The sequence below is a fragment of the Metabacillus halosaccharovorans genome (genome assembly GCF_002019635.1).
Lineage (GTDB): Bacteria > Bacillota > Bacilli > Bacillales > Bacillaceae > Metabacillus > Metabacillus halosaccharovorans.
The window spans coordinates 846,867-860,818 of the sequence record NZ_KV917371.1; the positions used below are offsets into that span (position 1 = coordinate 846,867).

The window sequence follows — 13,952 nt, forward strand, 5'->3', positions numbered from 1 at the left end:
AAAACACTCCTCTGAATTAGATATCTATCTTTAATATCGGTTAATCCTAATAGATGTTTAACTTTTTTAGACCCTATATATTCTATTTTAATAGCCCTAGAACTTGTTCCTGTGATTGTTTGAGGTGTACCGCCATTGCCTGCTGTGCTTGAGTTAATATTTGTTCCTTTAAAAGACTCATGGCTTCCCTAGCCAAATCTGTATCTTGAATTCTACTCAATGATGCAACTGTATTTTCTTCCATTACTGATAGATTTGTTGCAATATGATCTAATCGATTTTCAACTGCTCCAACATTACCTAGTTCCTGCAAAACAAAGTCCAGTGCATTATCAATGATCTTTAACCCACGTGCAGCATCTTCTTGAGTTCGTACACAAATAATATTTGTGTCTCTTAGTAAATTATCAAATGATGCAATTTCCACCTTGAAATTTTGACCTGAGTTAGCTCCCACTTGGAACGTAAACTCATTCGGTTCATATCCGATAGCTTGTCTTACACGATAATCAACTGATAGCGTATGATTCCCGGCACCAAGAGTGATACTATCTTTATTTAATACTACTATACTATCTTGTAGCGAATACTGATTTGTCGAAAGCAGATTGCCATCTAAGGTAACCGCTAGTTGTGAAGGATCTACTTCTGCCCCTGTTAAACTATCACCTGTTTCATGGTCGCAATAATTATGAAAATAGTTATTTGGCATATGATCATTTAATGATATCTCTAATGAATCGAAGTATTGGACGGTTAACGATACTCCAGTTAGTGAATTCGTAATATCAGGACGGGCATTACCCACAATTTCTACCTGCTGTCCTTTAACTGTGTAACCATTTCCTGTAGGATCTTGAACTTTTAAAACTTCCTCTCCATTCATAATTACTTTATAAATGTAAGAGTTTTGAGGGATATGTTGAACTAAATCATTAGCTGTTAACGAGTAAACTTGAAAATCTCCGGAGTTATCATCAAAATCAGGACGATAAGAACCATGTAAAGAAAGTCTATTAAAGTCTCTATCATATGTGAAACCATTTTCAGAATCGTAGGGGACCTCGACGCCACTTTGATAGACTCTAATTGCTTTTGGTCCTGTTACACTAGCTAAACCGTAATCAAGTGTATTTGAAGCAAGCTGAAAATCATACGTGTCATTCCCCCGACTCGAAGAACTACTTTCATAGACAAAACTTACTTTAACATCAGGATTGGATGTATTATTCGCTTCAGGACGTGCATCCCCGTACAGCTCTATACGGTTGGTTTGACTATTGTAGAAATATCCATTAGTTTTTGTATCATCATATTCAACATTAGCACCATCTACTTCGACAAGAAATGTAATTGGTTCACCTGTTCCGTATGTTTCAGGAGTTTGTGATAAAGCAATCTCTACTTTTCCATCTTGATGATGAACGTCTGCTGTCGGGACAACCATCTGAACTAAGTAGGTATCATTTACATCAGGGCGACTTGTCCCATACAGCTCGATTGTATTTGTTGTTGAATTATATTGAAAACCATTAGTATTCGAGTATTCGATTTCCTCAGTAGAATTTCGATATACACGTATCGAATTAGGTGTCACAGTACTACCAAGGTTATAAACTTCTGGTACATTATTTAATCTAATACCATATACATCCTTTGAGGTGGATGTTGAATCATAAACATACTTAATCTTAACTTCTTCATTAGAAGCAATATCCGACCGGGCATCTCCATAAAGACTGACTCTGCCATTTTCATACGTATACCCATTTGTTTTTGATGCATCGTATACTATTTCTTCTCCTCCAACATAAACACGTAATGAACGGTTTGTTGTAAGATCCGGATTTTCTAAATTATAGTTATCAATGTAGCTTGTTAAACTAAAGGTTTGAACTTGGTTTCGATTATCCACGTCATTGTAGTATTCTACTTCTACTTCTTCAAGATAGGAAGGGCGAAGATTGCCGTAAAACTCAATTTTTCCAGTAGCATCATCTACAAAAACACCATTTGTATTGTTAACATCTGTAGGTCTTGAAGAAAGCAACTGATCACGGGTAACCACAGTTCCTCCCACTTTTATACTTAGAGAACGTGGCCCCATTTCTCCATGCATATTATAAATTTCAGCTCCAAAAGGAACTGCTGTCGTAAATATCTCATTTTGAAATGAATCGGAGACATAGGAAAATTTATAATAATCTTGTGCATCATCGTCTGGCTCACTACCTATAATTGCATCTCCAAAAAATTCAATTTCACCACCTGAAACCGTATAATATCCCCCTACAGGTTCCAAACCAGTCCCATCCCAATAGGTCAACTCTATTTCTCCATTATCATTAACCTTTTGAACCCTTAAGGAAGCATCACCAGTGTTCATCCTGTATAAATCTGGTGATGATGGAAGTGATAGTTTGTTCACATTATCTTCTCGAGGTACTTTAAGTACATCAGAAGATGGAATTAGCTCAATAGGTCCACTTGTTATAGTTTGGTTATTAAGATTAACCATTAACTTTTCTAATGTTACCTAGGTTATCCGAATATACAAATGAAGTATTTCCAATTTCAACGATGGGTGAAAAACTATATCCTACACTACCATCTTGATAATTGTATTCATACGTTTGATAAGTACTCCAACTATAAGCAGAGGAAGATCGTCTCTCTAAAATAAGCTCTGTACCACTGTCTCTTAGCCTCATTAAAGAATTGGGAGCAACAGTTTCTGGAACAGCAGTGCTTGTCGCTTGATCTACACTTGAAACCTCCCCTCCATCCTTAGGAACAACATATTGGCCTCCGTCACGGGAAGAGGTAAATACGATTGATTGTCCATCTTGGGTCCATCTTGGAAGATGATCGTTGATAGTAGTACCAACATAGGTAACAGGTTGAGCACCTCCTGAACTAGTGGATGGATTATAGGTATAATTCATGGAGCTTGTTTCAGTCTTAGGTAGAATATAATCGTATCCGGCAGTGTTCATCGCAGTGTCAATATACTGATATTGACCCACTTGAGATAATTGTATTGTTTTTGATGCTGTACGATCTTCATAAAGGAATTCACCGTGGGTTTTATTCGATAGTAATTTCATTTTATTAAATTCGGTATGATGGACAATTTCGTTTAAATTTTTCTTCAATTCATCTACTTCATTTTGTATAAGTAGTGTATCAGCTGTTGTCAAAGCATTTGGTTGATCTCGCAACTCTGTGTTGGTTCCATTCATGGCTTGGACAGTTAGTTCTCGGATACGATGAATGATATCCGTCATTTCTTGCATCGCTCCATCAGCTACCTGAACAAGAGACCCTGCATCTTGCGCATTTTGAATTGCTTGATTTTCGCCTCTTGATAATGCTAGTAGCTTTTGACTAATTGCTAGGCCTACAGCATCATTGGATGCAGAACGAATTTTTTGCCCTGTAGCTATTTTATCTATTGTTTTTTGTAAATTTGTTTGTGTTTTTTTCATTTTGTTGGTTAGTCTTAATGGTAGTCCGTTGGTGTTGATGTACATGGTGTGCTGACATCCCCTTTTATTACTTTTGGTTAAAATCCGCAAAATATTGACTTATTTTTTACTTTTTTGGCTAACAAAGGGTTGTTTGTTTGCTTACTTTTTACCATAAAACTTTTATGTCTTCCAAACTAATAATTGTTGGTTATCCTCAATCTTTCCCTTTACTCAGTAGCTATAACAAACATTTAAATACCTAAAACCTAGACCCTTTCGAACAAAAGATATTGAACAAAAAATACATGAAAAGATAAATAAACACCCAATTATTGATTCACTGTTAGGAATATTAAATACTCAGCAACTTTTTTATTAACCTATCAATTGAAAAAAGAACTAAAATACCTTTTAAAATGTCAAAGAAATAAGCTTCTTATGAAATGCTAGGTTGAAATAAGGGCACAACTGCTTTAATTACTACAGAACTGAGCATCGATATGTACCAATCTCCAACATCTTGCATCTGCACCTTGGGGAGAGTTTGTCTTCTGGAGATCAAGAAAGTACTAGGATAAGATAAAGCACTAGAACATCCACATATAAAGTCTGCGTTATGTGATGTTGCATTTGCTATTATAGAAGTAGATACAAAAAGAGGAAAGAAAAAAGCATTTGTTGCCACATGACATACTTAAATTTCTATTATTTTTCAAGGAAAACCTTAGCGGTATTCTCAGTGATTTTCATTATAGACAAGAAAGAAATTATACAAGAATACTCTACTTTCCTATCTTTTAAAGTTTAATATTATTATCATTAAATTTTTGTTGAAAATATCATAATTTCATTTTGTAAAAATCAAATAATATTAACCCTTTCAGTACAGTTAGAAATATGGAATATTATTTTAAGTATACTAGATTTCCCTATACTCAATTATTGATGTTTTAAAGGGAGTTTATTCTACTAAATAAAGAGAAAATAAACTCCCTTTAATTAAGGAAGGTACATCTTACATAACGTTTTTATATCATCAAATGTTTCCCCATAATGTGTTGCAGAACCAACCTCTTGAGCTATTTTAAGTAATTCACTACTTAAATTTGATTGGCCTAGAATGATACAAACACGACCAAATAAATAGGAAATATCTGAGTAGGTAATATCCTGTTTAATTGCCTCATTAGCAATAGTTACTAATTCATCAATCCTATCTAATTCCAAAAGAGATAATATAAGCCATTTGGTGGCTATAAGTTTTTCTTCCTCTGTTAGAGTCGAAAATTTTTCTTTAGTCCATTCGATAATACCAAGATAATTCCTATTTTTATATAACTTTCTAATTTCCCCTAACCACTTGGAAAGAAAATACGATTCATTAGCATTTCCTATTTTAATTGGTAAAAACAACAGATCACTGTTCTGAAAAGGTAAAACTCCTCTTTTTAAAAGACGTTGTTCAGTCCTTATTATTGTATGATCTGGAACATCATTAGAATAAAGGACTTGTACACTAAAAGGAATATCTACTCCGATTGATATTATACGCTTAATTTGTTCAATAGATTCATTATCTATTGTTTCTCCTTCAATTAAGTATAAACACCAGTCCTTATTTAATTTAAGTTGAACTTCGTTAATCATAATATATACTTGTTCAGAACTTAACCCTTTTGGCAGAACCTCAATGTGAAGAGATGTTTGTGAGAATAACTGAGAAACATTATTCCATTGTTCAATAGTTGCATATAGATACTGTTCCCAGTTCAAAATAATGCTTTCCCAATTAAATTTCTCGGAAGTTACATAACCATTTTCCACCAATTCCATTCGTTTTTCATAATCATCAATTAACAGCATTATCTGCTCAGCTAAACTTTTCGGGTCCCCTATTCGGCCGAATAAACAATTATATCCATCTATACCATATTCTTGTACCCCTTTATTGTTTGTCGATATAACAGCACATCCACAAGTCATAGCCTCTAGCGGTGGCAATGGAAATGATTCGTAATAAGAACCCGAAACAAAAATATCACAAGACCTATAAATATCACCTAAATCTATTTGGCTTGGATTCACTACCAAAGTTCCGTCAAAATGTGATTGTGGGGCTTGTTGAGTTACCCATACTTCATCAAAGTCTCTTCCTGATTTGCGAACAACTTTTAGTGCTTCTCTTATATCCTTTATACCCTTAAAGGCATTTTCCTCTTGTCCTACAAATAAGATTCTGGGTTTTCCTTTTAATTGATTTGTTCTCGGATAAAAATACTTGTTATCTAAAGCATTGTGTAAAACTTGTCCCTTTCTTCCAAAATTCTTTTCAAGAGTATCTACCAAAATCTTTGAAACTCCAACTACCGGAACCGGAAAATTCCAAATTTCTTTAAAATATGATTGAACATTTTCACCGAGCTTATCATATTCATAAATGTAAGTATCACCTTGTTCAAATAATATTACAGGTGCCTTTTGCATTGAGTAACACTCAGGTAATTGGTCTGCTACAGTGCAAACAATAATATCAACATCTGGCATCATTTGCATAAATCCTACATGCAGTGGAACCTTAATGAAATTAGCCTTTACATCTCGCCAATCAGGCTTATCATCTCTACAAAGTATCACTACATCGTGACCTCTATCAACAAGATGATTTGTATGTTCTAAAAGAATTTTAACTCCACCACAGACACGTGCATGGTTCATTACATAGACAATTTTAAGTTTTGTTTGGTTGTTCTTTGGTGAAAATAACACATCAATTCTTTTAGAAAGTTCGCTTAAGTAATGCTTGTTTCTATTATTAACTATTTTTTGAATATATTTTATATAATGGTACCTTAATTCATTCATGATATTCACAAGGTTAATCTCCTTATATCACATTTAACTAAATTAGTTTAAGTGTCTTATCTAATTGTTCCTTAGCAAATTTAACAACTATATGACTTAGCCTATTTTTATTATCTAAGACCTTTGAGTACATTTCAATCGCATGGAAATAATCCCTATTAGTTTGAGAAATTAGACCAATCCAAAAGTAACTCTCCGGACACAGAGACTTATCAATACTTTCTAAAATTGTAAGGCTTTCATCAAGATTACCCTCATCAATTATATTAAATGCTGTCATCAATTGTTCATATGAAAGAATTATTTCATTAATTCTTTCATCTATACGGGTTAAATCAGTGCTATTTGATGCCTTTGTTGATAAGAAAGGAAATAGCTTTCTCATCTTTAACAAATTAAGTTTCTCTATTCCTTTGTCTACTGAATCCATTTGATTTTGTCCCTCAACCTGAGCATTTGTACAAACATAAACTATTACAAAGCCGTTTTCACCACGAACCATGTTATTTGGACACTGAGTAAAATTATCGACCACTGAAAATCCACTTTCTGATAAAGCATTCTTGAGTTGTTGTGGTGTGTAGTGTCGATAATGATGTGGATTCTTTCCGTCCTTATAAAATGGGTTTTGGTCACATGGTATTACATCCTCATTCGGTGAAGAAATTAATAGTATTCCTCCAGGTTTCAGAAGGCTATTTATTTTTTTAAGGAAATTTCCATCTTCACTTAAATGTTCAATTGTTTCAAAGCAAGTTATAACATCAAATTCTTTTATTGGCAATTTTGTATCGAAATCCCCTAGAAGATCAACATTTATATATTGATTTTTGGGAGTAGAGAAATATGTTTTTGCCCAATCTAATGCGTGGTCGTTAACATCTAAACCAACAACAAGCTCACATCCTGAATTAGCAGCCATATAATATGAGCCATATCCGGCACCAGAGGCAGCGTCTAATACCCTGTCTCCACTTTTAATATAATTTATCGCAAGTTGATAACGTTCTTTATGATCATGTGATGCTTCATTAAAAAATTTAGGATATATTCTTTCTCCTCCTTGTAATTCCTTATAATTCCCCTCTAAAATACCCAAAAATATCATCCTTTCAAATAAAAATCCTAATACATTAGCTCATATAATAAGTAATCTTCACGATAATTACCCTTTGATTTTTATAATTTCATTTTAATTATGGATCTTTTAATTAATATTTTTTTTAACAAAATTATTTTTAGTTAATTGTCCAACACGAGCTTTAGCTTGTGAATAACCATAATTAGATGATAAATAATAATATTCGATAGCCCTCTCCATATCACCGAACACCTCATAATATACACCTAAGTTATAGGCAGGAAGATATGTGCTTGTACCCTGTAAGTATTGAATATGTGGTTTGACGTTCAACTTTAAACAAGATAAAAAACTTTTTTCAATTTCATCAATGTATCTCATCGAATTACTTATATCTGTGAGACAATAGTTTAGATAAAATAACCCTTTCGAAAAATGGAAATCTGTTACATTAAACAGTAACTGTTCATTATCTCTAATAATTCCTACTACTTCCTCTTTTACATATTCTTTACCACAATTAATTATTTCTATTACCAATCGACTATAGTAAGCTGATTTCTTATCTGTCAGATTATAGGATTTAACTAATAATTTTAATGCTTTCTCAAATTCATTATTTATTCTTAATTCTTTTCCTAACTGAAAAAGAAAGTAAGAGTCATTAGCATTTTTATTTAACTCTTTCTGTAATAAGGGGATATTTCTTTTACACTTTTCAGTTGAGTCAATATACCCACTATGCTTAGCAATAATATTCATATTAAATCTCGGGATATTACTGTCAAGTTGTTCATGAACGCTACCTACATATTTAATGTCTCTTGGAAAGAATCTAGATACAAACTGATTTGACTGGAATATTTGACCATCTTTTATAAATTCACTACTGATTAATATTCTACCTATAGAATTTTTTTTCATTATTATAGAAAAATCATCTATTGTTCCTTCAATAATATGTTCATCAGCATCTAACATTAGTATATAATTCCCTGAAGTTTTGCTAATGGCAAAGTTGCGTGCAGCTGAAAAATCATCACACCATTCAAAATAAAATAAATTTACACCTTGATACTGTTTAATAATACTAACCGTATTATCAGTAGAACCAGTATCTACTATTACTATTTCATCAACAAAATTTTCTACACTATCTAGACATTTTTTTATATGATTTTCCTCATTTTTAACAATTAATGCCAAGGAAATCTTCAATAAAAACCCACCTTTAATTAAATTGAACAGTTGATCTAATGCTTAATACTTTCTAAATAGTAACTTACTTTAAATATACTTTTAGCTTTCTCTAAAGTAGGTATATATTGGTGTGTATCTACATTTTCTAAAATATATGCATAAAATCTAAAATCATTTTCATATATTGATATGCCATATTGAGCAACTTCAATAGCATATTCTTTATTATTTGTTTCCAGAAAGCTATTGATAATATTAATAAAATCCTGTTCTATGAAGTTATTCCATTCTCCAGTATCATATAATTGTAAAGCCTCAACTCTAAAACCCTTAGCAAATAATACACTAGCTACTCTAGTCGTAACCTCACTATCAATATTCTCAACATTCTTTAATAATAAAGTACATAATGAATACATTTTATAGTTCAACAAGATTTCAAAAGAAGTTATAAAGAGATTTTTATCAAGTAATTCCAAGTTAGTATTACCATTCTTAATATCTATTAATGACTTTAGAGCATCTTCAATATCAAGTTCCTTCATTAATTTTTTAAAATATTCATCTTCTGTAAGAATATCCCTTAACAGAAAAAGATCTACAACATTAATCCAATTTGATTTAATAAGATCCTTTGCAACTGAAACTTTGAGAATATCATGCAAATCTTCAAACTGTCCTTTTCCTTCAATTGCTATTTTTTTTAGTATACCCACTTTATATAATAAACCATCTTCTTCTTTTAATTGCTTTAATAAGCATAAAGCCAATTCTATATTTCCAATATCATAACAAGCTCTTACATAACTTGTTATATTTTTATTATTTATTAAGTTTTTACTTTTAAGAAAATCTGCTATTTCATTTACTGTATGGAACCTATTGAGTATATATATGCTTTTTTTTATAGCATCCTCATTATATTTATTTATATTTAACACACTTATAAAGTTAAAGATTGATTCTTGGTAAGATTCCTCATATAGAAAGATATCTCCTAACCTACTATAAGGTTTTTGGTCCCTAAAATCTGGTCTAAATAAAATATGATTGTACTTTTCATAATTGTTTATTAAATCCGAAAACAAAAGCTTTGCATCTTTCATTTGACCCCTTAAATAGAATATTTCACCTTTTAAATATGGAAATTCAGGAGAATCCCCATAGATTTTTTCAGCATCATGTATTACATTTAATGCATCATTGTACCTCTTTAATTGTATTAAACATATAATTATTTGTACTAAGGTTGTAGAAACCCAAGCTAGCCTAAAATCAGATTTTAGCTTATATGCTTCGATGTAGCATTCTAACGCTTTATTAATTTCTCCGCCAGAAGAATACTCATTTCCAAGGTTAAAATAGTCAAATGCATTTTTATTTTTCATTTCATTTTCTAGAAGTTTCTTATTTCTATTACTTTTGTCTTTTTCATTAACAGTTTGTTTTAAATATCCAGAATGAAAAATTAGCAGGTTGGAATTGTTATATTTTATCTCCTGACCAGTCTGATTTCTAAACTGTTCATGGATTTTACGATAATAACTTATCTCCCCGTTATTTTTATATATTCTATCATGGAAATTTTGAACAAGAACCTCTCCTAAATTCCCTGTAAAATTTAAAATTTTAGCATAATATGCATCATAAATCCCATTATCTTTCTTTAGCTCTTTTATAAAAACCTCAAAATTTTCTTCATCAACATACTCATCAGCATCTAAAACTAAAATCCATTTTCCAGTTGCTTTAGAAGCAGCATAATTACGGGCAGCTGAAAAATCATGAACCCATTCAAAATCATATATATTAGTTGTATATTTAGATACTAATTCTTTTGTATTATCTGTAGAACCAGTATCTACAACTATAATTTCATCTACGAGATTTTTGATTGAACTTAAACAACGGTCTATTACTTTCTCTTCATTTTTAACTATCATACACAGGGAGATGAATTTATCCATTAGTATTCCTCCAAATTTTAATGATTCTAATAAAAATATCGTACTTATGTAAAATAAGTACGATATTCCTTTAGAACCATTACGGACTTTAATTAACGTAGTAATTGTAAAACACCTTGTGGTTGTTGGTTTGCTTGTGCAAGCATTGCTTGAGCAGCTTGAGATAGAATTGAATTCTTAGTTTGAGACATCATTTCACTTGCCATATCAACATCACGTACACGAGACTCTGCTGCAGTTAAGTTTTCTTGAGAAGCACCTAAGTTGTTAATTGTGTGCTCTAAACGGTTTTGAACGGCACCTAGTACAGAACGTTGTTTTGATACTTTGTCGATCGCAGCATCGATTTGACTAATAGAAGAACTTGCCGCAGCATTAGTACTAACAGAAACTAGTGCTGAGCTTAAGCTTAATCCAGTAGTGTTCATTGCAGAAATTCCGATATTTATAACTTGTCCTTCATTTGCTCCAATTTGAAGAGTACCAGAGAAACTTCCACCTAAAAGGTTTTGAGTATTGAATTCAGTAGTACCAGCAATTCTATCAACTTCTGACATTAACTGATTTAACTCATCTTGGATTGCACTACGGTCTTCAGTAACGTTAGTATCGTTACCACCTTGAACTGCAAGTTCACGCATACGTTGAAGGATTGCATGTGTTTCGTTTAATGCACCCTCAGCAGTTTGAATTAAAGAGATACCATCTTGAGAGTTCTTTCCAGCCATTTCTAAACCGCGGATTTGTCCACGCATTTTTTCAGAAATTGCAAGACCTGCAGCATCGTCACCAGCACGGTTGATACGAAGACCTGAAGATAGTTTTTCCATTGATTTTGCTTGTCCGTTGTTAGCAGATGATAACTGACGGTAAGTGTTTAAAGCTGCGATATTGTGATTAATTCTCATTTTAATTTTCCTCCCTGAATGTAAGTTCATCCACTTCCTTGTAGATGAAAGTTAAGTTTTTGTAGTTAGAGAGGAAGCACTTTTTGTCGGCCGCCATTTTGTGTTCCTCCCTTACACTAATATTATCGACACTATTTATAATTGTTTAATAGTTTTTAAAAAGAATTTGATATTTATCTAATGGTATTTTTTACTAATTAAATTTTCATATCAAAAAAATAAACCCCGAATTATTTTTCAGGGTTTATCTGCTTATTCCTAAGCTCATTAAGTATCGTAGCCGAAATAGATGCTGCTTCACTGTTCGATTCTTGGATTGAAAGGTATATTTCTTTTCGATGAACGTCAATGTCCTTTGGTGCATTAATTCCTATCTTAACCTGATCTCCGTTTACAGAAAGCACCGTAATTTCTATATCTTCACCAACTTTTATTGATTCACTTATCCGTCTAGTCAAGACTAACATATCCTGCCTCCTTATTTAACATCCAAGTTTGCAAATAATCGGTGTCTTATACTGTAGTTTGAATTATTTAGAATTATTTGCTTTCCTAGATTTTCCTGATGATTAATTATTACAGGGGCCATTAGATTTACGGTAGATTCCTTTAATGAATCTTTGAGTGTAATTATTGCCAAAACATTCACATCTTTTTCATTGGATATCTTTAATACATCTTTATCACTATCAGTGAGGTCAAACTCATAATCTGTTGTATAAACAAATGGATCTACAACAATAAACCCTAATCCCGCAGTCTCTATTGATTGTAATATCAAAAATGGAGATTCTTTATTTAATGAAAGAAGAGTGAATTTTTTTTCATCATTAAATCCAGGTATTCCGTTAACAAATTTAATAATTTCATTATCATCTATGTCGATTTCACCATGATATTTCGTCTCTATCAACATTCATCATCATCCTTTTTGGTTAGACCATTATATCTATTGTTTCAAAGTCAATATTTAGATTATTTTCTTGTGCCAGGCTAATATCTACTTTTCCTGGTTGATAGTCATGAACGGGTTTATTTACCTGTACCGAAATCATAGGTTTATTAGGAGTTATATTAGTTTTTACCACTGAAGGTTGGTAGTTAATCTTCACACTTCCAACAGAAGGTACGAACCCTATACCAAACTCTTTTGTGGGTTTATGTCCATGCCTTTTTGCCTGGATAGAAATAGGATTGCCACCATTTTCTATTTTCATAAGTTCTTCGCCTTCTTGGGCTCTCCTTTGTATTCCTGCTAACAATCCTTGTTTCCCTAATTGAGCATGCTCTTCTGTTCTGAGAAAAACTGACTTTAAGTCAACATCTGCTCTAGCTTGCGATTGATCAATTGTTAATTTTCCATGAGTAGTTCGTACTGATAAATCCGCTTTGGGTTGTTCAATTGACATATCTGCTTTCGGTTGATGGATTTGACTAATAGCGTTTCTAGTTGTCATAGAAATTTGAGCATTTGTACTTTCGAGTCTAATTTGGGGTATATTCACTACAATCACTCCTAGTAAAAAAGCTATCCTAAAAAAGATAGCTTAACGTAAAAAGTCCATTAAAGTTGGTTGAATAATCTTAGATCCCGCTGCTAGTGAAGCACGATGAATACTCTCTTGAATCGTTAAGTCAGTAATCACTCGTTCCATGTCAGCATCTTCATTATCTGAAAGTATTCTGTTTGCGATAACCTCCTGATCGGCAAGGCGGCTATCAATTAATTCAAGTCTATTATACCTAGCCCCCAGCTCGGCTCTTTCAGCAGTTAAGTTACCCAAATGTTTATCCAGATCAGTTAATAGTTGATCACCATTTTCTAAAGTCCCAACACTATCAGTCAAGTTTCTTTCTAATTCTTCCAACGTATTGAAAAAGTCCTTACCAAAAATATTGTTTGAATTTATATTTACCTTTAACTGAACTCCTTTTGACACTTCAACATTATAAGAGGAAGTATCTTGAGAAAAGGTATATTCTTTGTTACCAACAGCATCTGTTGTAAAAGCATCGTCTGCAATTGGTGCAGTCTGAGTTTTTTGCCCATTAAATATATACTTTCCCGCTATTTGAGTATTAGCTACACCGATTAAATCTTCTTTAAGCTGTCCAATTTCAACACCGACTGCCTTTAAATCTTCTGGACTGTTTGTTCCGTTCTGTGCCTGAACTACTAATTCACGAATTCTTTGTGTAATTTGTGTAGCCTGCTCAATTCCTGCTTCTGAATTTTCCATCCAAGTATATGCCTCAGATAAATTTCTCTGATATTGTTCATTTTCAGTTAAATTCGTACGATAGAACATCCCTTTAATTGCTACAACCGGGTCATCAGAAGGACGTGTTATCTTTTTACCTGTGGCTAATTGATCTTGATATTTGCTTAGTTTTGCATAGCTGTTACTTAGGTTTCTTAATGAATTATTCGCTAACATACTTTGTGTTACACGCATAATTGCTC

At 32.5% G+C, this 13,952-nt stretch carries 11 protein-coding genes; all 11 read right to left on the reverse strand.

Annotated elements, in window-relative coordinates; genetic code table 11:
* Positions 1-82 precede the first annotated feature (82 nt).
* A complete protein-coding gene (locus tag BK577_RS04090; RefSeq protein WP_078431746.1) occupies positions 83-2,518 on the reverse strand; it encodes a flagellin in 2,436 nt (811 codons plus the stop codon).
* On the reverse strand, positions 2,511-3,533 hold the full coding sequence (locus tag BK577_RS04095; RefSeq protein WP_078431747.1) for a flagellin N-terminal helical domain-containing protein: 1,023 nt from the start codon (positions 3,531-3,533) through the stop codon (positions 2,511-2,513). Before BK577_RS04095 ends, BK577_RS04090 begins: the two co-directional genes overlap by 8 nt.
* Before the next feature lie 936 nt (positions 3,534-4,469).
* On the reverse strand, positions 4,470-6,332 hold the full coding sequence (locus BK577_RS04100; RefSeq protein WP_245823482.1) for a glycosyltransferase family 4 protein: 1,863 nt from the start codon (positions 6,330-6,332) through the stop codon (positions 4,470-4,472).
* Positions 6,333-6,369: 37 nt separating this feature from the next.
* Positions 6,370-7,431 (reverse strand): class I SAM-dependent methyltransferase, encoded by a 1,062-nt coding sequence (locus BK577_RS04105; RefSeq protein WP_169908084.1) that lies wholly within the window; start codon positions 7,429-7,431, stop codon positions 6,370-6,372.
* Positions 7,432-7,539: 108 nt separating this feature from the next.
* Positions 7,540-8,631 (reverse strand): glycosyltransferase family 2 protein, encoded by a 1,092-nt coding sequence (locus BK577_RS04110; RefSeq protein ID WP_169908085.1) that lies wholly within the window; start codon positions 8,629-8,631, stop codon positions 7,540-7,542.
* 35 nt (positions 8,632-8,666) lie between these two features.
* Positions 8,667-10,580, reverse strand: a complete 1,914-nt coding sequence (locus tag BK577_RS04115) for a tetratricopeptide repeat-containing glycosyltransferase family 2 protein (protein WP_078431751.1) — start codon at positions 10,578-10,580, stop codon at positions 8,667-8,669.
* Positions 10,581-10,672: 92 nt separating this feature from the next.
* Complete coding sequence (locus BK577_RS04120) at positions 10,673-11,488, reverse strand: flagellin N-terminal helical domain-containing protein (protein WP_078431752.1); 816 nt, start codon at positions 11,486-11,488, stop codon at positions 10,673-10,675.
* A 230-nt stretch (positions 11,489-11,718) separates the two neighbouring features.
* On the reverse strand, positions 11,719-11,955 hold the full coding sequence (gene csrA, locus BK577_RS04125; protein ID WP_078431753.1) for a carbon storage regulator CsrA: 237 nt from the start codon (positions 11,953-11,955) through the stop codon (positions 11,719-11,721).
* Positions 11,956-11,966: 11 nt separating this feature from the next.
* Positions 11,967-12,404 carry a flagellar assembly protein FliW gene (fliW, locus tag BK577_RS04130; protein ID WP_078431754.1) on the reverse strand — a complete coding sequence of 146 codons (438 nt, stop codon included), beginning with the start codon at positions 12,402-12,404 and terminating at the stop codon, positions 11,967-11,969.
* A gap of 19 nt (positions 12,405-12,423) precedes the next feature.
* The gene (locus BK577_RS04135) at positions 12,424-12,993 is read right to left on the reverse strand and encodes a DUF6470 family protein (protein ID WP_078431755.1); all 570 of its coding nucleotides are present in this window, start codon (positions 12,991-12,993) and stop codon (positions 12,424-12,426) included.
* 42 nt (positions 12,994-13,035) lie between these two features.
* A complete protein-coding gene (gene flgL, locus BK577_RS04140; protein ID WP_078431756.1) occupies positions 13,036-13,944 on the reverse strand; it encodes a flagellar hook-associated protein FlgL in 909 nt (302 codons plus the stop codon).
* Between the last annotated feature and the right edge of the window lie 8 nt (positions 13,945-13,952).

Coding starts and splice junctions, on each gene's coding strand:
- BK577_RS04090 (WP_078431746.1), bottom strand. CDS start 2,518: ATGGTTAATCTTAATAACCAAACTATAACAAGTGGACCTATTGAGCTA.
- BK577_RS04095 (WP_078431747.1), bottom strand. CDS start 3,533: ATGTACATCAACACCAACGGACTACCATTAAGACTAACCAACAAAATG.
- BK577_RS04100 (WP_245823482.1), bottom strand. CDS start 6,332: ATGAATGAATTAAGGTACCATTATATAAAATATATTCAAAAAATAGTT.
- BK577_RS04115 (WP_078431751.1), bottom strand. CDS start 10,580: ATGGATAAATTCATCTCCCTGTGTATGATAGTTAAAAATGAAGAGAAA.
- BK577_RS04120 (WP_078431752.1), bottom strand. CDS start 11,488: ATGAGAATTAATCACAATATCGCAGCTTTAAACACTTACCGTCAGTTA.
- csrA (WP_078431753.1), bottom strand. CDS start 11,955: ATGTTAGTCTTGACTAGACGGATAAGTGAATCAATAAAAGTTGGTGAA.
- fliW (WP_078431754.1), bottom strand. CDS start 12,404: ATGTTGATAGAGACGAAATATCATGGTGAAATCGACATAGATGATAAT.
- flgL (WP_078431756.1), bottom strand. CDS start 13,944: ATGCGTGTAACACAAAGTATGTTAGCGAATAATTCATTAAGAAACCTA.